Genomic DNA, 18,836 nt, shown 5'->3' with positions numbered 1-18,836 from the left:
GCCCATCGGACCGACATCGGCACGGGGCCGTGGCCGGCCCACGTCGGGCCGACCCGTCGTCACGTCCTCGCCTTACGCCCCCGCGAGCCCGGCCCGCTCCAGCGCCTCGACGCCCGCCCGTACGCCCGCGATCCGCTCGTCCCGCGTGAATCCGGCGGGCGTGATGTTGAGCGTGGTGACCCCGGCGTCGGCGTACTCGCGCAGCCGGTCCGCGATCCGGTCGACCGTGCCGAGCAGGCAGGTGGAGTCGATGAGGTCCTGCGGCACGGCCGCCCCCGCGCCGTTCTTGTCGCCCGCCAGGTACTTGTCCTGGATCTCGGCGGCCTCCTTCTCGTACCCCATGCGCTGCGCGAGCTGGTTGTAGAAGTTCTGCTTGCGGCTGCCCATGCCGCCGACGTACAGCGCGGTGTACGGGCGGAAGATGTCGGCCAGCGCCGGGACGTCCTCGCCGAGGGCGAGCGGCAGGGTCGGGCTGACATCGAAGCCGTCCAGCGTCAGACCGGCCTTCTCGCGCCCGGCCCTGATGTGCCGCAGCGCGGTGTCCTCCAGGTGCGCGGCGGACGGGAAGATCAGCAGGGCGCCGTCGGCGATCTCGCCGGTCTGCTCCAGGTTCTTCGGGCCGATCGCGGCGATGTAGAGCGGGATGTGCTCGCGCTCGGGGTGCACGGTGAGCTTGATCGGCTTGCCGGGGCCGCCGGGCAGCGGCAGCGTCCAGTGCTCGCCCTCGTAGCTCAGCCGCTCGCGGGACATCGCCTTGCGGACGATCTCCACGTACTCGCGGGTGCGGGAGAGCGGCTTGTCGAACTTGACGCCGTACCAGCCCTCGGAGACCTGCGGGCCCGACACGCCGAGACCGAGGCGGAACCGGCCGCCGGACAGCGAGTCCAGGGTCGCGGCGGTCATCGCCGTCATCGCGGGGGCACGCGCCGGGATCTGGAAGATCGCCGAGCCGACGTCGATCCGCTCGGTCTGCGCGGCGACCCAGGAGAGCACGGTGGGGCCGTCGGATCCGTACGCCTCGGCGGCCCAGCACACGTCGTAGCCGAGCCGGTCCGCCTCCTGGGCGACGGCGAGGTTGTCCGCGTCCATCCCGGCGCCCCAGTAGCCGAGGTTGATCCCGAGCCGCATACCGCTCCTCTTTCCGCCACCGTGTCGTCGCTGTCGCGTCGTCGCTCTCGCGTCCGTCGCTCTCGCGTCCGTCGCTGTCAGGTCTTCGCTGTCATGTCACCGCCGTCGTCCGCCGACATACTGGCGAGTAACGTCGTTGTACCTCCGGACTGTAGCGCCCCGCCGCGGCACGGGGCCCTGTCAGGTACGTCACTGCCGCCCATTCGGCCGGTGCGGGCAGTAATCTCAGCGCCCATGGAGCATAGGCACCTGGGCCGCACCGGGTTGCGCGTGTCCCGACTCGGTCTCGGCACGCTCACCTGGGGACGCAACACCGGCGAACGCGACGCCGCCGACCAGCTCAAGGCGTTCTGGGACGCCGGGGGCAGTCTGGTCGACACGGCGGACGTGTACGCCGACGGCGGCGCCGAGTATCTGCTCGGGCGGCTGATCGAGGATCTCGTGCCGCGGGCCGATCTGGTGATCTCCACCAAGGCGGGCAGCGTGCCGGACCCCGACCGGCGGTTCGACGCCTCGCGCGGACACCTGCTGTCCGCGCTCGACGCGTCCTTGCAGCGGCTGGGCACGGACTACGTCGACCTCTGGCAGGTGCACGCCTTCGACCCCGGTACGCCCACGGAGGAGACGCTCCAGGCGCTGGACATCGCCGTCAGTTCCGGCCGCGCGCGCTACGTCGGCGTCTCCAATTTCTGCGGCTGGCAGCTCGCCAAGGCCGCCGCGTGGCAGCTCGCCGCGCCCGGGCGGACGCCGCTGGCCAGTACGCAGATGGAGTACTCGCTCCTCCAGCGGGGAGTGGAGCGCGAGGTGCTGCCCGCCGCGATCGACCTCGGGGTCGGCCTGCTGCCCTCCTCGCCGCTCGGCCGCGGTGTGCTCACCGGCAAGTACCGCAACGGCACGCCGCCCGAGTCGCGCGGCGGCTCCGACGACATGGCCGCCTTCGTCGCCCCCTACCTCGACGAGACCGCCCGGCTCATCGTGGACGCCCTCGCGATAGCGGCCGACGGCCTGGCGGTCTCCCCGCTGCACGTCGCCCTCGCCTGGGTACGCGACCGGCCCGGTGTCGCCGCCCCCATCCTCGGCGCGCGCAACGCGCAGCAGCTCATCGCCTCGTTGTCAGTGGAGGCGCTTACGCTTCCGGAAGAGATCTGCCTGGCGCTCGACGACGTGTCAGCACCCCTGCACCGCTATCCGGACCACGACTGGAGCACGCTCTGAACGGCACGCAAGCCTCCCGCCGGTCCACCACCCCACGGAGGCCGCAGTGACCGAATCCCCCACTCCCCCGCCCCGCGCGGACACCCCGCCGCCGAGCGGCCCCGCCGGAGGCCCGGCGAACCCACCGGCCGCCGCGGACGGCCCGTCCTCCGGGGGCGGCTCGCGGACGGCCCCGCAGGAGCGGCCCACGGGCACGGCGTCCGCCGCGGTGCCGGGGAGCCGTGCCGCCGCCAAGCCGGTCGCCGACGTGGCCGCGCTGGCCGCCGCCGTCCGCTCGATCGAGCGCGGCGACAATCCGGCGGCGCCCGCGCCGCGCGGTGACGCGGCCGAAGCCCGCCGCAAGCGGCGCGAGGCGATGGCGGCGGAGGCCGCCACCATGCAGGCCGCGGAGGCGGCGGAGGTCGGCGCCGGTGCCCCGGCGGGGACGGACGGCACGGACGGCGCGGACGGCGGGCCGGAGGCCGACGCGGAGGCGACAGACGACGCCCAGTCGTCCGTGGAGGCGACGGACGGGAGCGGGGACGAGGACGGCGCCGAGGAGCCGTCAGGGGCCGGAACGGAGGCGTCCGAGACGGGAGTTACGGCCCCGGACGCCGGGGCGGACGGACCCGCGTCGGGAGCCACGGGTCCTGCCACGGGGCCGCGGCCGTCCGCCGGGGCTGACGCGCCCCAGAGCGGAGTCACAGGTCCTGGCGCCGCGCCGCAGGCGTCGGCCGGGGCCGACGGCCCTCAGGACGGGCGCGAGGGCCACGGCGCGGCTCCGGCGGCCTCCGGGGCGGGCGCGGCGGCCGGTGTCGAGGCGCGGCCGCGGGCCGGCGCGGACGCGGCGTCCGGCGGCGGGGCGGCTTCGGCCGGGACGCGGGTACGCGAGGGCGGCTTGCGGAAGGCGGCCGTTGATCCGGCGGCCGTCGCGGCGGCGAAGGCCGTGCTGGAAGAGGGCGGCGCGCCAGGGGAGCTGGCGGAGGCGGCGGTCAGGGCGCTCGGGGAGCGGGCGGGGGAGGCGCTGCGGGAGGACCCGTGGCTGGTGCTCGGCCTGCCCGGCGTACGGGTGGAACCGGCGGACACCTTCGCCCGCGCGCTGCTCGGCGCGCGGTGCCGCCCGGACGACGAGCGGCGGGCGAACGCGCTGGTCGGCTGGCTGCTGGAGCGCGCCGCCGAGAAGGGGCACACAGCCCTGCGGTCGGCAGAGCTACAGGCGGAGCTGGCGGCCCGCGCCGTACCGGACCCGGCGGCGGCCGTGGCCTCCGCCGTGGCCGACGGCCAGGTGCTCGTCTTCCCCGAGCACCCCGCGCACCCCGCGACGGCCTCGGAGGCCGCGAGCGAGGAGGAGGACGAGGGCGAGGACGGCGCGGCGGACGTACCGCTGCTGATCGGTCTCGACCGGTACGCGCTGGCGGAGGAGAGCCTGGCCGACGGCTGTGTGCGGCTGCTGCGCTCCTTCGAGGGCGACCACGGCACGGACTGGGAGAAGGCCGCCGCGGGCGCGCCGTCGAAGTCGGCGGCGGAGCTGATCAGGGCCGCCGCGGGCAGCGGCCTGGTCGTGCACTCCGGCGGCGAGGCGGCCCGCGAGGAGCCGACCGCCCTGGTGGCCGCGGCGCGCGCGGCGGGCCTGCGGGCGTACGCCGCCGCGTACACGGCGAACGGCAGGCGGCGGCTGGCCGAGGCGCTCGGCGAGGACGCGGCCGTGACGGTCGAGGCGCTGCTGGCCGGTACGCAGGGCCCCGGCAGGTCCGGCGACGGCGCCCTGGCCCTGGACCTGCTCGCGGTGCTCGACGCCCAGCAGTTGGGCATCGAGGAGGCCGCCTCGCTGGTGGAGGCGGTGCCGGACGGCGCCCGGCTGGTGTTCAGCGGCGACGAGCACGCGATGTGGTCGGCGGGCCCCGGTCTGGCCTTCGCCGACATGCTGGCCGCCAAGTCCTGCCCGCGGGTCGCCTCCCGCACCCCGGACCCCGGCCCGATCGGCGAGCTGGTCTCGCTCATCGGCATCGGCGAACTCGCCCCGGTCGAGGCCCCGGACAAGGAGGTCGTCGTCGTCCCCGTACGCGACCCGCGCGAGGCCGTGCACCGTACGGTGCAGCTCGTCGCCGACTCCGTACCGCGCGCCATCGGCGTACCGGCGGAGCGGACCCAGGTGATCACGCCGGGGCACGGCGGCGCGGTCGGCACCCGCGTGCTCAACGCGGCGCTCAAAGAACGGCTGAATCCCGGCCCCGGCCGCTTCGCCGGTTTCGACCCCGGCGACCGCGTCGTCCACGTACCGGTCCCCGGCCGTACGCTGCCCGGCACCGTCGTCGGCGCGGAGCCGGACGGACTGCGGCTGGAGTGCGAGGACGGGCCGGTGCTGGTGCCGCGGGCGGACGTGGCGACGACCGTACGGCACGCCTGGGCGATCACCGGGCACCAGGCGGCCGGGATGCGCTGGCCCGCGGTCGTGGTGGTCGTACCGGGCGACGCGGGGCCGCTGCTCACCCGCTCCTGGGTCTACACGGCGTTCGCGCGCGGCGAGCGGCACCTGTCGGTCGTCCAGGGCGCCGATCAGGGCCTGGCCCAGGCCGTGGCCGGTCCCCAGGCCGCGCCGCGCACGACCCGGCTGGTGACCGTGCTGCGGGAGCTGGCCGCCGACTGACGGGCGGCGCGGGCCCCGTACGGCTCAGCCGCCGCCCGCCACCGGCCCGGCGGCTCCGTACGGCTCAGCTGCCGCCCGCCACCTCCCCGGCGGCTCCGTACGGCTCAGCCGCCGCCCACCGGCCCGGCGGACCCGTACGGGTCCCGTCCCGCCGCCCACCGGCTCCGGACGCGTCTGGGGGCGGACAGCGCCCGCTGTCCGCCCCCTCCTGGCGCTCGGGCGACCCGCTCAGTCCGGGTCGAGCACGCTCAGCTCGTCGTCGAAGACGGCGCTCACGTCGAAGCGGCAGATGACGAGCTGCGGGTCGGCCTGCTCGAAGGGCGCGTCCAGCCACTCCCCCGGTTCCGCGGCCTCCGGCACGGCCGACACCCACACCGTGGAGTCGCCCTCCTCCAGGCCGAACTCCTTGTGGCGCTGGGCGATCTCGTCCGGCTCGTACTCGCCGAAGATCACCCCGACCGCCGCGTTCACCGTGGCGTCCGCCGCGCCGTCGCCGTCATCGGCCCTTCTGGCCTGCGCGAACAGCCGGGTGGGCTCAACGATCGTGTAGTCGCGGCGGATCAGCACACTGATGGCCTCCGGGTCCTCGGGACCGGTGTACTCCGGCAGCGAGTCGCCCGCGGGCACCTCGAAGGGAGTCACCTCGTCGTAGGTGTCGTACAGCAACTCGTCATACGACTCGGCGGCCGAAGCCAGCGACTCGAACGCCGCGTAGACGGCGGGATCGTCTTCGCCCGTACGGTTCTCGATCGCCTCGAGGTGGCGGTCCAGCGCGGCCTTGACCGCCTCGACAGCGGCTCGGACCTCGGCAACGGTGGGCTGCACGTCATCAGACATGAGGCAGACGCTATCCGCACCGGGGCGTTGCCCGCACAATAGATGCGATGCCGGAATACGAATTCAGAGAGATGTACGTCGCACGCGGGGTCTCCCGCAAGGACGCGACACGACTGCTCACGGACGAGGCCGAGTACGGGCACTGGGAACTGGACCGGGTACGCCTCTACCCCGACGGCAGCCGCAGGGTGCGGTTGCGCCGCCGGATCATCCGCCAGGTGCGGGCCACATGGTGAGACGCGCGACGGTGGGACGCGGGGTCCGCCGCAGACACGGCCCGGCCCCGGAGCGCGGCATACGCGCTTCCGGGGCCGGTTCCGACGGTTCGGACCACAGGGGTTCCGAACGCCTTCGGACTACTTGTTGACGCAGTAGTTGCCGAAGGCCGGGTTGAGCAGACCGATCACGGAGACCGTGTTGCCGCACAGGTTCACCGGCACGTGCACGGGGATCTGGATCAGGTTGCCGGACAGCACACCGGGCGACTGCACAGCGGCGCCCTGGGCGCCGGAGTCGGCGACAGCCATGCCCGCACCCGCGAGCACGAGACCGCCGGTGACAGCCGCAGCGGCTACGACCTTCTTGATCATTTTCTTCCTCCTGATTGACAAGTGCGGTCCCAGCCGCGGACCACACACGTCGTAACGAAGCCGGAGGAATAGAGCTACGAAAGCACTGGATCATTCACTCGTCCCAGCGATCCGGGCCGCCCGTACTCGTACGGGCGGCCGAACCGTCAGCAGTTCTCGATGAAACGATCGAGCACCCGGACCCCGAACCGCAGGCCGTCCACCGGCACCCGCTCGTCAACACCGTGGAACATCCCGGCGAAGTCCAGCTCCGGCGGGAGCTGGAGCGGCGCGAAGCCGAAGCAGCGGATGCCCAGGTCGTCGAAGGACTTCGCGTCGGTGCCGCCGGAGAGCATGTACGGCACGGCGCGCGCGATCGGGTCCTCCGCCTTGAGGGCGAGCTGCATGGCGTCCACCAGGGAGCCGTCGAAGTCCGTCTCCAGCGCCTTGTCGGAGTGCACCGACTCGCGCTTGACGCGCGGGCCGAGGATCCGGTCGAGGTCGGCCAGGAACTCCTCCTCGTAGCCCGGCAGGAAGCGGCCGTCGACGTGGGCGGTGGCCTGGCCGGGGATCACGTTCACCTTGTAGCCCGCGCCGAGCATCGTCGGGGCCGCGGTGTTCCGCAGGGTCGTGCCGATCATCTTGGCGACGCCGCCGAGCTTGGCGAGCGTCGTCTCCATGTCCTCCGGGTCCAGCTCCACCCCGAAGGCGTCCGACAGCTCGTCGAGGAAGCCGCGGACGGACTTGGTGACGCGGACCGGGAACTCGTGCCTGCCGAGCCGCCCGACGGCCTCGCACAGCTCGGTGATCGCGTTGTCGTTGTTGGTCATCGAGCCGTGCCCCGCGGTGCCGTCCACCGTGAGCCGCATCCAGTGCATGCCCTTCTGGGCGGTCTCGATCAGGTACAGCCGCAGGTTCTCGTTGACGGTGAAGGAGAAGCCGCCGACCTCGCCGATCGCCTCCGTCACGCCCTCGAAGAGGTCGGGGTGCTTGTCGACCAGGTGCCGGGCGCCGTACACACCGCCCGCCTCCTCGTCCGCGACGAAGGCGAGCACGATGTCGCGCGGCGGCTTGCGCCCGCTGCGCAGCCGGTCGCGTACGACCGCCAGCGTCATCGCGTCCATGTCCTTCATGTCGACCGCGCCCCGGCCCCACACGCAGCCGTCGGCGATCTCGCCGGAGAACGGGTGGTGCGTCCAGTCGTCCGCGTTGGCCGGGACCACGTCGGTGTGCCCGTGGATCAGCAGCGCGGGCCGCGAGCGGTCCTCGCCCTCGATCCGCGCCACCGTGGACGCCCGGCCCTGGTGCGACTCGAAGATCCGCGGTTCGAGGCCCACCTCGGCGAGCTTCTCCGCGACGTACTCCGCCGCCGCCCGCTCTCCCGGCCCCGAGTGGTCGCCGTAGTTGCTGGTGTCGATCCGGATCAGCTCACTGCACAGGTCGACGACCTCGTCCTCGCCCGTGACCGTCCCGTTCTCCGCCCTGCCCGGCCCCGACTCGCTCACGCTGTCTCCTCGCTCGTTGCCTGCCGCGTCCGCCCACCACCCGGGCGACCGCGGCCGATGCCTCCCCCCATCCTCCCCCGACACCCCCACCCCGCCCAAGGCTCCCCTCCGGGCCCTCACCCCGGGCCCCGCGCACAGCCCCTTCATCGGCCCCCTCGGCCCGCTCCGCGCCCGTGATCGACGTGACCGGATCTTTGCTATGGTTTACCTCGTCGCCACGGCCCATAGGCCGAGGTGACACACCCCGTCCGGGTGGCGGAATGGCAGACGCGCTAGCTTGAGGTGCTAGTGCCCTTTATCGGGCGTGGGGGTTCAAGTCCCCCCTCGGACACATCTTCTCTCCTTACAGGGCCGCCTTCGGGCGGCCCTTTTCGGTGTCCGGCGCACGGGCTCTGCGGTGGCAGGGCGCGCGGGCTCTGCGGCGTCCAGGTGCGCGGCGGCGCCGTGGGGGTGGAGGGCCGGGCGGGGAGTCATCTCCACCCTTGGTTCCACCCCTGGGTCCAGGTGCTTCGTGCCTGGTCGCAGCAGTCTTGGGGGCATGACATCGACCGAGTGGATCACCGACATCGCTCTTCTCCTCGTCGTCTTCCGGCAACTGCGGGAAGGCCGACTCGACCTCAAGACCTTCCTGATCCCGCTGGGCATCGTGGCCTTCGTCGCGAACTCGTACCTGGACACCATTCCCACCGCGGGCAACGACCTGGTGCTCATCGGAGTGCTGATGAGCGTAGGCGCCGCGCTCGGCGTCGCCGGCGGCATCTACACCCGCGTCCGGACCGTCGGCGAGCACGTCCTGATCAAGGCCGGCGCCGTGTCGGCGATCTTGTGGGTCGTCGGCATGGGGGCGCGGATGGGCTTCCAGTTGTGGACCGAGCACGCGGGCGGCGCCCACCAGGTCGCCCAATTCAGCGTCGCCCACCACATCACCAGCGATCAGGCGTGGGTCGCGGCGTTCGTACTGATGGCGCTCACCGAAGTCGTGACGCGGCTCGCCACCATCTTCATACGGAGCCGGATGCAGATGACGCCGCGCACCGTGCCCGTCCTCAGCCGCAGGGCCTGACCGTGCGTTATGTTCTCCCCGTGCCCGCGACAGACAGCCCCCCGCCTCCTGGGAAGACCGTGGCCCAGGAGGCGGGGGCGCGGCAGGTGCCGGGACAGGACCCGTGGATGCAGTGGGCGATGACCCTCGGGGTCGTCGTCGCCGGAGTCCTGACGATCCGCCCCCTGGGCTTCAGCGGCCGGGGGCTGGTCGTCGCCGTCCTGCTCGTGATCAACTCGGCGGTGCTGCTGGCCCGGCGCCTGCCCGAGGACAGGATTCCCCAGGGCCTCGTGCTCCCGTGGCTGACGGTCGGCATCGCCGCGGCGGTCGCCCTGATCGGTGTCAGCCGCAGCGGTACGGGCTATCTCTTCGCCTTCTTCCTCGCCGGTCACATCGGATACCGGCTGGAGACCAGACCGGCTCTCGTCCTCGCCGGGATCTGCAGTCTGCTCTGCGGCGGGGTGCTGTACTTCCGTCTCGGTCCCGGGCACGACGAGCTGCCCTGGGTGCTCGGTCTGGCCACCGGCACTCCGGTGCTGGTGGGCATACTCAACCGCAGCCAGCGCCAGGCCGTACAGGCGGTGATCGCGGCGGCCGAGTCGGCGGAGCGCGCCGCGCGGGCCGAGGCGCGGACGGCCGCGCTGACCGAGCGCAGCCGGATCGCCCGGGACGTGCACGATGTGCTGGCGCACTCGCTGGCCGGGATCAACATGCAGTTGGAACTGGCCGACGCGCTGCTCGACACCGGGGACCTGGAGAAGGTCAGGGAGGCCAACGACAAGGCCCACGGTCTGGTGCGGGAGAGCCTCAAACAAGCGCAGTGGACGGTGCACGCGCTGCGCGAGGACTCGCTGCCGCTGCTGGAGAGCCTGACGGCGATGCTGGAGTCGTCGGGGCACCGCGATGTCCTCACCGTCACCGGGACCGCCCGTGAGGTCCCGGCCCGGGTGGTCCAGAATCTCCTGCGTATCGCCCAGGAGTCGCTGACCAACGCCGCCCGGCACGCTCCCGGCGGCGATGTCGGTGTGGAGCTGACGTACGCCGCCGCGTCGATCACGCTGGCGGTGCGCAACGGCCCCGCCACGCGCGAGGTGAACGCGGTGGTCGGCAGCGGCATGGGGCTGATCGGAATGCGCGAACGCGTCGCCCTGCTGGGCGGGACGGTGACGGCGGGGCCGGTCACGGCCGGTCCCGACCAGGGCGGCTGGAAGGTGGAAGCAGTGATTCCGGTATGACCGAACCGACCGAGAAGCCGCGGCGGCTGAGGGTGGTCGTCGCGGACGACCAGGCCGCCGTACGGGAGCCGCTCGCCGCGGTGCTCGGGCTGTCCGAGGACATCGACGTCGTCGCGTCCGCCGCGGACGGGAGCCAGGTGCTGGCGGCTGTCGCCGCCGGGCCGGTGGACGTGGTGCTGATGGACCTGCGCATGCCGGTGATGGACGGGATCGAGGCGACCCGGCGGCTCGGCGAGGAGCACCCGGACGTGGCGGTGGTCGTACTGACCACCTTCGCCGACGACGACTCGATCCTCGGCGCGCTGAGCGCGGGCGCCCGCGGCTATCTGACGAAGAACGCGGGGCGCCAGGACATCATCCGGGCGATCCGTGCCGCCGCCGCGGGGCAGTCGGTGCTCGACCGCGAGGTGCAGAACCGGTTGCTCGCCTCCGTCAGGACCAAGGCCCCGATGGTGGGCCAGGCCCTGCCGGAGGACCTCACACCCCGCGAACGCGAAGTGCTCGCGCTGATCGGCCAGGGCCTGCCCAACCGCGGCATCGCCGAGAAGCTCTTCATCAGCGAGGCCACCGTCAAGACCCACATCAACAACCTCTTCGCCAAAGCCGCGATCCGCGACCGCGCCGACGCCGTCCGCCGCGCCATCGAAGCGGGCCTGACCTGACCCTGGCGGGGAACCGGGGCTGGTGGGGCGGCGGGTGGGGGGACGGGGGGCCACTAGCATGTGGGCATGTGGGCGTATGTACCGGCGGTGCTGTTCTTTCTGGGGTTCTGTGTCGGAGTGCTGCGGGAGCGGCGTCGGTTCAGCAATGCGATTCTGCTCGGGCTTTCACCCGTTTTCGCGCTGGGTGCGTGGCTGTTTGACATAGGCAGGGAACACCCGACGTTGGGCAATGATCTCGGGGTGGCGCTGCTGACGCTCATGGCGGTGGGCGTGGTCGCCATGTCGTGGTTTCTGATTTCCAACGGCGTCGCCATGGTGCGGAAAGAGGGCAGAAGTCCGGCCAATCTGCTGTCCCTGCTGGCCGGGTTCGCGCTGCTGGCGCTCATAGCGCTGTTGATCACCGCGGTGGTGATGCACACCCGCGCACTGCTCGTGGTCGCGGGGACGGCCACCGTCCTCGCGGGGTATGTCGTCTTCCTCTTCCTCTGTTTCATCGTCTACGGGTCGCTCTACGGATGGTTGACCGTCCGCCGCAAGACCGACTACGTCGTGGTTCTCGGCTCGGGGCTCATCGGCGGCACCAAGGTGCCGCCCCTGCTGGCGAGCCGCCTCGACCGGGCCCGTACGGTGCACCGCAGGCTCTCGTCGCGCGGCAGGCGGCCGGTGCTGCTCACCTCCGGCGGACAGGGCCCGGACGAGAAGCTGCCGGAGTCGCACGCGATGGCCGACTACCTTGTGGCGCAGGGTTTTCCGGCGGATCTGATCGAACGCGAGGACCGGTCGACGACCACCGAGGAGAATCTGCGCTTCAGCAAGTCCATCATGGAGCGGAACAAGGCGGACTACCGCTGCGTCGTCGTCACGAACAATTACCATGTCCTGCGCGCCGCGGTGACCGCGCGGCGGCTGGGCGTCAGAGGACATGTCGTGGGAGCGCCGACCGCCGCGTATTTCTGGCCGAGTGCGACCATTCGCGAATTCGTCGCGATGCTCATGACGTATTGGCGCACCAATCTCACCATCTGCCTCCTCGTTTTCGCGGGAGGCTTCTTCATCTGGTGGCTGAGCTGACTGCCGGACGGGCCCCGCGTCCGCGACGGCCGCTCGCCCGACGGCTCGTCACCGCAGATTAAGCCGCTTCATGACCTGAGGGTCGAGGGCGCCCGCGCGGCGCCGGAAGGCCGAGACGGGCACGCGCCGCAGCTCGTTGGTCTCCAGATAGCTCTGCCGGCCCCGGGCGTCGTCGACGGTGCCCGCGGGAAGCGGTACGACTCCGGGCAGCTCCTCGTGGTGCTGAGAGGTGATCTTGGCGACCCGCGCGGTCCCGCCGCGCACCGAGACGACCAGGCAGGGACGGTCCTTCGAGCCGGCCGTGTCCTCGTACGGCACGTCCGCCCACCACACCTCGCCCCTGCGCGGCGCGGCGCCGCCGCCGGACGCGCCGCCCGACCGCCGTACGGGGGTTTCTCCGCTACGCCGCACGCGTCCGGCCGCCACCACGGCGGCCACCAGCGCCACAACAACCACGGCGCCCAGGACGACCCACATCGGCGTGCTCATCGGCTTCTCCTCTTCGTGTACGGGGGTGCGGACGAATGTACGGACGGCAGGACCGGCCGACACCTGCCCCGGTCGTGCGCCGCGACAGCGGTGAGTAGTGGCATGCTTGCGCTGTGGACACAGCGAAACTTGAACTGGCAGCGCACCGCTACGCCGAGGCCGAGGACGCCCTCCAGGCGGCGGCGATCGACCTCAAGGCCGAGAGCGCGGCGGTCCTCGCCAAGGGCGGCGACGAGCACGAGGTGGCGGACGCCGTCGGCCGCCCGCCCGAGGAGATCCGCGAGCTGTGAGCGCGCGCGACCTGTGAGCCGCGCGGTCCGCCTTCCGACGCCGCTCAGACCTCGCGCCACCGCGCGTTGGCCCAGGAGAACAGCCCGAAGGCGATCAGGCCGACCGCGATGAGCACCAGCAGCCACGGGCCGACCGGCGTGTCGGCGAACGAGCGCAGCGTGTCGTCCATGCCCTTGGACTTGCCCGCCTGGTGCTTGACCGCCGCGGCCACGGCGAATCCGCCGGCCGTGGCGAACAGCACGCCTCGCGCGGTGCCGCCGAACATGCCGAGGAAGTCCACGGCTTGGCGCTGGCGCCGCGACATCTGGCCCATCTTCAGGTGCTTGTGGAACTTGCGCATGAGGGCACGGACCGCGATCCACACACCGACGCAGAAGACGGCGACACCGGCGACGGCGACGATCCACTGGCCGCCCGGCCAGTCGAGCACCTTGGCCGTCACGTCGTCGGTCCTCTTGTCGGTCGACCCGCTGCCGCTGCTCTTCTCACCGGCCGCGTAGGCGAGCACGGAGTACGAGACGAAGGCGTAGAAGACGCAGCGGCCCGCGGCCATCGCGCGCTTGGTGGGCTTGTCGCCGTCGGGTCCCGCCTGTCCGAAGGCCGCTTCCGACAGCCGCCACAGGGCCATTCCGGCCAGGGCTATGCCCAGCAGCCACAACAGGACGTCCCCGAACGGCTTGTGCGCGATCTCGGCGAGCGCGCCGCCGCGGTCGGCCTGTTGGCCTCCGGCGTCGGAGAAGGCGATGCGCACCGCCAGTGCGCCCACCAGGATGTAGATCACCCCTCGGGCCGCGAACCCCGCGCGGCCCGCGACGGCGACCGCCTTGCTGTCGGCCGCGCGTCTGGCGTTGTGACGGCCCGTCGATGCTGCTGCTTGCGTCTTCACACAGGCCGACTTCCCCGATCGGCGGAGTTGAGGCACCCGCTATGGAACGACGTCCTTCGCGTCCCCCGAACCGTCCTGCGCGGGAAGCCCGACGCCGGGCGGCGGCGTACCGGTTGCCGTATCCGTCGCCGTACCGGTGGGCGAGGGCACGGTCGGCGGGTCGAACCTCACCTCGACGTGCTGGAAGCCCTTGAAGACCTCCGTGGCGGCGTACGAGGTGTACACCTCGCGGTCCGCGCGGCTGAGGACCACATTGTCGGTGAACGGGGTGAGCAGGCTGCGCGGCCAGAGCCGCCGGGCCCGCACCGCCGCCACCTCCGCGGTGAGGACGAAGATCAGCGCGCCCAGGTAGATCCAGGTGATCAGGCCGAGGACGATCCCGAACAGCCCGTACGTGGCGGTCGCCCCGCGCAACTCGTGCCGGACGTAGTACGTGCCCGCCCACTGCACGAACTGCCAGGCCAGCGCGGCGGCCAGCGCCGTACCCGCCGAGGAGCGCAGCCGTACGGTGCCGACCGTGAAGTAGCGGTACGCGAACAGGAGCAGGCCGGTGTTGACGGCCGTGGACAGTACGGTCGCCGCGATCCGCAGCAGGACGACGGGGTGGACGCCGAACGCGCGGGCGTCCGACGCGAGCGAGGTCAGCGCGGTGGTGGCGGCCAGGCCCACGCCGAAGACCCCTACCACCAGCAGGCTGCGCAGCCGGGAGCGCAACGGGTTCGGCCGGTCGTGGCGCGGCACGGCCCAGATCTTCAGCAGGGTGTTCTGCGCGGCCTGGGCGACACCGAGCGCGCCGTACAGGCCGCCGATCACACCGGTGACGACCGCGAGCGTGTTGCCGTGGAACGACCGGATGTTCTCGCCGATCTGATCGCCGATCACCGGGAACTGGTGCAGGGCCGAGTCGACGACCTGCTTCTGGAAGTGCGCGTCGTTGTGCAGCAGGAAGCCGAGCACCGACACCAGGAGCAGCAGCACGGGGAAGACCGACAGGAAGGCGTAGTAGGCGATCAGCGCCGTGAGGTAGCCGCCCTGGTCCTCGCCGAATTTGTACACCACCGCCAGCGGCAGCCCGATCCAGGTGTGCTCGCGCTGATAGGCGTCGAATCTTCGGACCATGCCCACGATCGCCACCACTTCGTCGTCGTCGGGCCTGCCGCCGCACGTCACGCGGCTTGGTCCCTGTCACGGCGGTTTCCCCGTGAGCGCCGGTACAGACCACGGGTCAGGAGGCGGGCCGTGGAGGTGACCTTCGTCTCCTGCGGGTGACCGGTCCCTGACCTCCTGCGGCCCCCGCCCGCGGTCTCCGGTGCGCTGTGCGGTCACAGCCAGCCGCGCTCGCGGGCGAGGCGCGCCGCGACATGGCGGTTCTCGGCGCCGACCTTGGTGGCGGCGGACGACAGGTGGTTGCGTACGGTGCCGACCGAGAGCATCGCGCGGGCGGCGATGTCGGCGACGGGCGCCCCCTCCTCGGCCATGGCGAGCAGTTCCGCCTCGCGGGGCGTCAGCGGGGAGTCGCCCGCGGTGATGGCGTCGGCGGCCAGCTCCTGGTCGACGTAGCGTCCGCCGTCGTGCACGGTACGGATGATGCGGGCGAGCTGCTGCGCGGAGACGGTCTTGGGTACGAAGCCGCGCACGCCCGCGCTCAGCGCGCGCTTGAGGGCCCCGGCCCCGGCGTGGCTGGTCACGATCATCGTCGCGCAGTCGGGGAGTTCGGCGCGCAGGTGTTCCGCGACGCTGATTCCGTCGCCGCGCGGCATCTGGAGGTCGAGGACGGCGACGTCCGGCCGGTGGGCCCGTGCCATGGCGAGGGCCTCGTCGCCGGAGCCCGCCTCGGCGGCGACAAGGATGTCGTCCTCCAGGGCGAGCAGCGAGGCGAGCGCTCCGCGGATGAGGTGCTCGTCGTCGGCGAGCAGGACCCTGATCATGGTGTTTCCTCCCACGGGATGGTCACGGTCAGGCGGAAGACGCCGGCGGAGCGTTCGCTGGTCGTGAGTGTGCCCTGAAGCTGCGTCAGACGCTCTTCGAGTCCGGCGAGACCGCTTCCGCCGGGTGTGGTCCCGTCCGCGGAGGCCGCGTCCGCCGTGCGGCTGCCCACCGTGGTGGCGGGCCCGTGGCCGCCTCCCGCGCTCCCCGCGCGGTGGCCGCGCCCGCCCCGGTGGTCGCTGCCGTCGTTCTCCACGACCAGCGTGACAGCGCCCTCGCCGGTGTCGCGCAGGGACACCTCGCAGCGGGTGGCGTGCTGGGCGTGGCGCAGCACATTGGTGACCGCTTCGCGGATGACCCAGCCGAGCGCGGTCTGGATGTCGTCCGGGAGGCGGGCGGCGGGACCGTCGCTGATACGGCAGGGAATCCCGGCGGCCTTCAGGACCTCGCGGGCCCCCGCGAGTTCGGTGTGCAGGTCCGCGGTGCGGTATCCGCGCACGACGGAACGGATCTCGCGCTGGCTGTCCTGCGCGATGCGCTGCACCTCGTACATCAGGTCGACGGCCTCCGGGCTGCCGCGTTCCGCGAGCTTCGCCGCCAGTTCGCTCTTCAGCGCCACCACGGCGAGGTTGCGTCCGAGGATGTCGTGCAGGTCGCGGCCGAAGCGCAGGCGTTCCTCGGCCACGGCCAGGCGGGCCTGGGTCCCGCGGGCCGCGGCCAGCTCCTCGATCAGGAGCACGCTCCAGCCGGAGGCCCGCAGGGCGAGGGCCATGAACGGGACGAGGAACAGGGTCCCGCCGACGACCACCGCCAGCGACTCCCCGCGCAGTCCGGTCGCGAAGACGGCGACCAGCGAGCCCAGCGTGACGGCCGAGACCAGGGCCGTACCCGCCCGCAGGGACAGCGCCAGCATGGGCGGGCCCGCGTAGAACATCATCAGCCACAGCACGTACGGCGCGAGGTCCTTCCCCTCGACGCGGTCCTTCGCCTGCAACACGCAGCCGACCGCGACAGCGGCGACCGTGACGGCGGTGTAGAGGGCGGCCAGCAGGTACGGCCGGGGCGCCAGGCCGATGTAGGCGCGGAGCCCGGCGCGGGAGAGCAGTGCCTGGACGACGACGTGGGCAGCGCCCAGGACCGCGACCGCGATCCAGAGCGGGCCCACGTCGTTCGTGACGACCCACAGCGTCCACAGGCCCGCCTCGAACAGGGCGAAGCAGGAGAGGGAGTTCAGGGTGTAGCGACGGTAGCGGTCCGTGCCGTGCCGGTGGCCGAGCCACTCCACCCAGCTCTGCACGCTCGCCAGCCCGGCCGTTCCCGTGGGTCCCGTCGTGGTCCCTGTGGTTCCCGCAGTCACCGTCGCCCCTTCGTCCCTTCGTCCTTCGAGTCCTTCGGTCCTTCGAATCCTTGAGTCCTACGTGTCCGGCGCCGTGCGCGCCCGGCCTTCTCGTCGGCCGCGCGGGCGGTCAGTGCCGAGGCTCCCAACGGAACCACTTCCGCACGCCGAGCACGGCCACGCCGATCCACACCAGGGCCGTGAGAGTGAGCCGGAGCTGGTCCGTCCCGTCCACATTCCCCGTCCAGCCGCAGCGCAACAGGTCCATGACCGGGGTGAACGGCAGGAACGCGCCGATGCGCGCCACCGTGTCCGGCAGGGTGTCGCGGGGCAGGAACATCCCGGAACCGGCCATGCTCACCAGCATGAACGGCAGAAAGGTCAGTTGGGCGCTCTCAGCCGTCTGGGTGAAGGCGGCGGTGAGCGCGGCGCCCACGACCAGCAGCACGATACCGAGGAGCAGGCCGAGGACCAGCAGGTGAGGTGCCTCGGGGGCGGGCATGTCGAGCAGGACGGCGAGTCCGACGCCGAGCAGCAGGGACTGCACGACCGCCATCAGGACCGCGGGCAGCGCGCCGCCGGTCAGGATCTCGGCGTCGCGGACCTCTCCCGAGCGGAGCCGCTTGAGGACAAGGCCCTCGCGGCGGGTGACGTACACGCCGACCATGTTGGTGTAGATCGCGAAGAACAGCGCCATGCCGAGGGCGCCCGGCACCAGCACGGTGGCGACGGACAGGCCGGTGCCGCCCAGGTCCAGGCTCTTCACGGCGCTGCGCATCGACACGGCGATGACACCGGGCAGGACGAGGGCCGTCATGAGGGCGGCCTTGCTGCGGACCAGCAGGATCAGTTCCGCGCGGCCGAGCGCGGCCAGGCGTTCGGTGCTCTTACGGGACCGGCGCGCGGTGTCCGTGGGCACGGTGGTCGTCGTGGTCGCGGAGGTCATCGCGTCGTCTCCTGGTGGTCGTCGGCCCGGTGGGTGGCCCGGTGGTCGAGCTCTTTGGCGATGTCCATGAACGCCTCTTCCAGTGACGCGGAACGGACGTCGAGGCCGGTCAGTTCGACGCCCTGGTCACGGGCCCAGCACAGCAGCTCGGTGGTGGTGTGCTGGAGGTCGCGGGTCTCCAGGCGCATCTTCTGCCCGGTGACCTCGTGTGCGGTGACGCCGATCGACCGCAGCGGCGGCAGGTCGGCGGGGAAGCGGCCCCAGGGCAGTTCGAAGGTGATCCGCGCGGGCCGCTCGGCGACCACGTCCGCGACGCGTCCGGTGCTGGCGATCCGGCCCGCGTGCATGATGGCCAGCCGGTCCGCCAACTGCTCCGCCTCTTCGAGGTAGTGCGTGGTGAGCAGCACCGTGGTGCCCTGCCGCTTCAGCTCTCCGATCAGCTCCCAGGTGTCGTGCCGGGACTGGGCGTCGAGACCGGTGGTGGGCTCGTCGAGGAAGAGCACCTCCGGGCGTCCGAGCAGCGCGAGCGTGAGGTCGAGGCGGCGCCGCTCGCCGCCGGAGAGCTGCTTGACCCGCACCCCGCGCCGCTGCTCCAGCCGCGTCAGCTCCAGGGCCTCCGCCACGGGCCGGGCACCGCTGGTGCAGCCCGCCCACATGTCGACGGTCTCCGCGACGGTCAGCTCGGTGGGGAAGCCGCCCTCCTGGAGCATCACTCCGATACGGGGCCGCACCGCGGCACGCTCGCGGTAGGGGTCGGCGCCCAGCACCCGTACGGTTCCCGCGCCGGCGGGCGCCTGCCCCTCCAGGATCTCCAGCGTCGAGGTCTTGCCCGCGCCGTTCGTCCCCAGCAGAGCGAACAGCTCGCCCCGCCCCACGCTGATGTCGACGCCGCGTACGGCCTCGAAGCCGCTGTAGCTCCGCCGCAAGCCGGTGGTTTCGATGACTGTGTCCATGTCTCAAGGCTGTCCGCCCGTCGGCGCTTCGGGCCGTGTGGTCTGTCATGACTGTTCATGACGAATGTCATGGGCGGGGACCGCCCCGGACCGGGCGGGGCCGCCGCGCCATAAATCGC

General features: G+C 72.3%; 19 protein-coding genes and 1 tRNA gene. 9 read left to right on the top strand and 11 right to left on the bottom strand.

Annotated elements, in window-relative coordinates:
- Nucleotides 1-72 precede the first annotated feature (72 nt).
- A complete protein-coding gene (locus ACZ37P_RS25880; RefSeq protein ID WP_355333077.1) occupies nucleotides 73-1,128 on the bottom strand; it encodes an LLM class F420-dependent oxidoreductase in 1,056 nt (351 codons plus the stop codon).
- Between the two features lie 234 nt (nucleotides 1,129-1,362).
- On the opposite strand from ACZ37P_RS25880, the gene ACZ37P_RS25875 reads away from it, so the two are divergent.
- Complete coding sequence (locus ACZ37P_RS25875; RefSeq protein ID WP_355333079.1) at nucleotides 1,363-2,343, top strand: aldo/keto reductase; 981 nt, start codon at nucleotides 1,363-1,365, stop codon at nucleotides 2,341-2,343.
- Between the two features lie 376 nt (nucleotides 2,344-2,719).
- The gene (locus tag ACZ37P_RS25870) at nucleotides 2,720-4,969 is read left to right on the top strand and encodes a helix-hairpin-helix domain-containing protein (RefSeq protein ID WP_467348973.1); all 2,250 of its coding nucleotides are present in this window, start codon (nucleotides 2,720-2,722) and stop codon (nucleotides 4,967-4,969) included.
- A 228-nt stretch (nucleotides 4,970-5,197) separates the two neighbouring features.
- Here the strand turns inward: ACZ37P_RS25870 and ACZ37P_RS25865 are convergent, their stop codons facing one another.
- Nucleotides 5,198-5,806, bottom strand: coding sequence for a hypothetical protein (locus ACZ37P_RS25865; RefSeq protein WP_391161087.1), 609 nt, complete (start codon nucleotides 5,804-5,806; stop codon nucleotides 5,198-5,200).
- Between the two features lie 47 nt (nucleotides 5,807-5,853).
- Between ACZ37P_RS25865 and ACZ37P_RS25860 the strand changes: the two genes are divergently transcribed.
- Nucleotides 5,854-6,042 carry a DUF5703 family protein gene (locus ACZ37P_RS25860; RefSeq protein ID WP_188283518.1) on the top strand — a complete coding sequence of 63 codons (189 nt, stop codon included), beginning with the start codon at nucleotides 5,854-5,856 and terminating at the stop codon, nucleotides 6,040-6,042.
- Nucleotides 6,043-6,162: 120 nt separating this feature from the next.
- Here ACZ37P_RS25860 and chpH read toward each other — a convergent pair whose 3' ends face one another.
- Both chpH and ACZ37P_RS25850 read right to left on the bottom strand, forming a co-directional pair.
- Entirely contained in the window at nucleotides 6,163-6,396 is a 234-nt protein-coding gene (chpH, locus tag ACZ37P_RS25855) for a chaplin ChpH (protein ID WP_355333084.1), read from the bottom strand.
- Nucleotides 6,397-6,542: 146 nt separating this feature from the next.
- Nucleotides 6,543-7,880, bottom strand: coding sequence for a M20/M25/M40 family metallo-hydrolase (locus tag ACZ37P_RS25850; protein ID WP_355333086.1), 1,338 nt, complete (start codon nucleotides 7,878-7,880; stop codon nucleotides 6,543-6,545).
- 246 nt (nucleotides 7,881-8,126) lie between these two features.
- On the opposite strand from ACZ37P_RS25850, the gene ACZ37P_RS25845 reads away from it, so the two are divergent.
- From ACZ37P_RS25845 to ACZ37P_RS25825, 5 genes are all read left to right on the top strand, one after another.
- Nucleotides 8,127-8,211: transfer RNA gene (locus ACZ37P_RS25845), tRNA-Leu, on the top strand.
- A gap of 207 nt (nucleotides 8,212-8,418) precedes the next feature.
- Nucleotides 8,419-8,943 carry a hypothetical protein gene (locus tag ACZ37P_RS25840; protein ID WP_391048280.1) on the top strand — a complete coding sequence of 175 codons (525 nt, stop codon included), beginning with the start codon at nucleotides 8,419-8,421 and terminating at the stop codon, nucleotides 8,941-8,943.
- Nucleotides 8,944-9,050: 107 nt separating this feature from the next.
- Nucleotides 9,051-10,157, top strand: coding sequence for a histidine kinase (locus ACZ37P_RS25835; RefSeq protein ID WP_391048654.1), 1,107 nt, complete (start codon nucleotides 9,051-9,053; stop codon nucleotides 10,155-10,157).
- Nucleotides 10,154-10,819 (top strand): response regulator transcription factor, encoded by a 666-nt coding sequence (locus ACZ37P_RS25830; RefSeq protein WP_467348849.1) that lies wholly within the window; start codon nucleotides 10,154-10,156, stop codon nucleotides 10,817-10,819. The genes ACZ37P_RS25835 and ACZ37P_RS25830 overlap by 4 nt, the downstream gene beginning before the upstream one ends.
- A 66-nt stretch (nucleotides 10,820-10,885) precedes the next feature.
- Nucleotides 10,886-11,890 carry a YdcF family protein gene (locus tag ACZ37P_RS25825; protein WP_401306691.1) on the top strand — a complete coding sequence of 335 codons (1,005 nt, stop codon included), beginning with the start codon at nucleotides 10,886-10,888 and terminating at the stop codon, nucleotides 11,888-11,890.
- Between the two features lie 48 nt (nucleotides 11,891-11,938).
- On the opposite strand, the gene ACZ37P_RS25820 is transcribed toward ACZ37P_RS25825, so the two are convergent.
- Nucleotides 11,939-12,379 carry a type II toxin-antitoxin system PemK/MazF family toxin gene (locus ACZ37P_RS25820; protein WP_355333095.1) on the bottom strand — a complete coding sequence of 147 codons (441 nt, stop codon included), beginning with the start codon at nucleotides 12,377-12,379 and terminating at the stop codon, nucleotides 11,939-11,941.
- A gap of 113 nt (nucleotides 12,380-12,492) precedes the next feature.
- On the opposite strand from ACZ37P_RS25820, the gene ACZ37P_RS25815 reads away from it, so the two are divergent.
- Nucleotides 12,493-12,669, top strand: a complete 177-nt coding sequence (locus ACZ37P_RS25815) for a hypothetical protein (protein ID WP_355333097.1) — start codon at nucleotides 12,493-12,495, stop codon at nucleotides 12,667-12,669.
- Between the two features lie 44 nt (nucleotides 12,670-12,713).
- Here the strand turns inward: ACZ37P_RS25815 and ACZ37P_RS25810 are convergent, their stop codons facing one another.
- The 6 genes from ACZ37P_RS25810 to ACZ37P_RS25785 all read right to left on the bottom strand — a co-directional run bounded on the left by ACZ37P_RS25810 (nucleotide 12,714) and on the right by ACZ37P_RS25785 (nucleotide 18,717).
- Nucleotides 12,714-13,556 carry a DUF1206 domain-containing protein gene (locus ACZ37P_RS25810; RefSeq protein ID WP_355333099.1) on the bottom strand — a complete coding sequence of 281 codons (843 nt, stop codon included), beginning with the start codon at nucleotides 13,554-13,556 and terminating at the stop codon, nucleotides 12,714-12,716.
- A 39-nt stretch (nucleotides 13,557-13,595) separates the two neighbouring features.
- The gene (locus ACZ37P_RS25805) at nucleotides 13,596-14,675 is read right to left on the bottom strand and encodes a YihY/virulence factor BrkB family protein (protein WP_391161091.1); all 1,080 of its coding nucleotides are present in this window, start codon (nucleotides 14,673-14,675) and stop codon (nucleotides 13,596-13,598) included.
- A gap of 203 nt (nucleotides 14,676-14,878) precedes the next feature.
- The gene (locus ACZ37P_RS25800; RefSeq protein WP_355333104.1) at nucleotides 14,879-15,484 is read right to left on the bottom strand and encodes a response regulator transcription factor; all 606 of its coding nucleotides are present in this window, start codon (nucleotides 15,482-15,484) and stop codon (nucleotides 14,879-14,881) included.
- Nucleotides 15,481-16,839 carry a sensor histidine kinase gene (locus ACZ37P_RS25795; protein WP_401306683.1) on the bottom strand — a complete coding sequence of 453 codons (1,359 nt, stop codon included), beginning with the start codon at nucleotides 16,837-16,839 and terminating at the stop codon, nucleotides 15,481-15,483. The genes ACZ37P_RS25800 and ACZ37P_RS25795 overlap by 4 nt, the downstream gene beginning before the upstream one ends.
- A 109-nt stretch (nucleotides 16,840-16,948) precedes the next feature.
- Nucleotides 16,949-17,764: an ABC transporter permease gene (locus tag ACZ37P_RS25790; protein ID WP_467348844.1), complete on the bottom strand. Its 816-nt coding sequence runs from the start codon at nucleotides 17,762-17,764 to the stop codon at nucleotides 16,949-16,951.
- The gene (locus tag ACZ37P_RS25785) at nucleotides 17,761-18,717 is read right to left on the bottom strand and encodes an ABC transporter ATP-binding protein (protein WP_467348843.1); all 957 of its coding nucleotides are present in this window, start codon (nucleotides 18,715-18,717) and stop codon (nucleotides 17,761-17,763) included. Before ACZ37P_RS25785 ends, ACZ37P_RS25790 begins: the two co-directional genes overlap by 4 nt.
- Nucleotides 18,718-18,836 lie beyond the last annotated feature (119 nt).

Source organism: Streptomyces sp. NPDC024632 (genome assembly GCF_055559175.1).
Note: the sequence above shows the minus strand (reverse complement) of the source record. Positions and strands in the feature narration are given on the sequence as shown.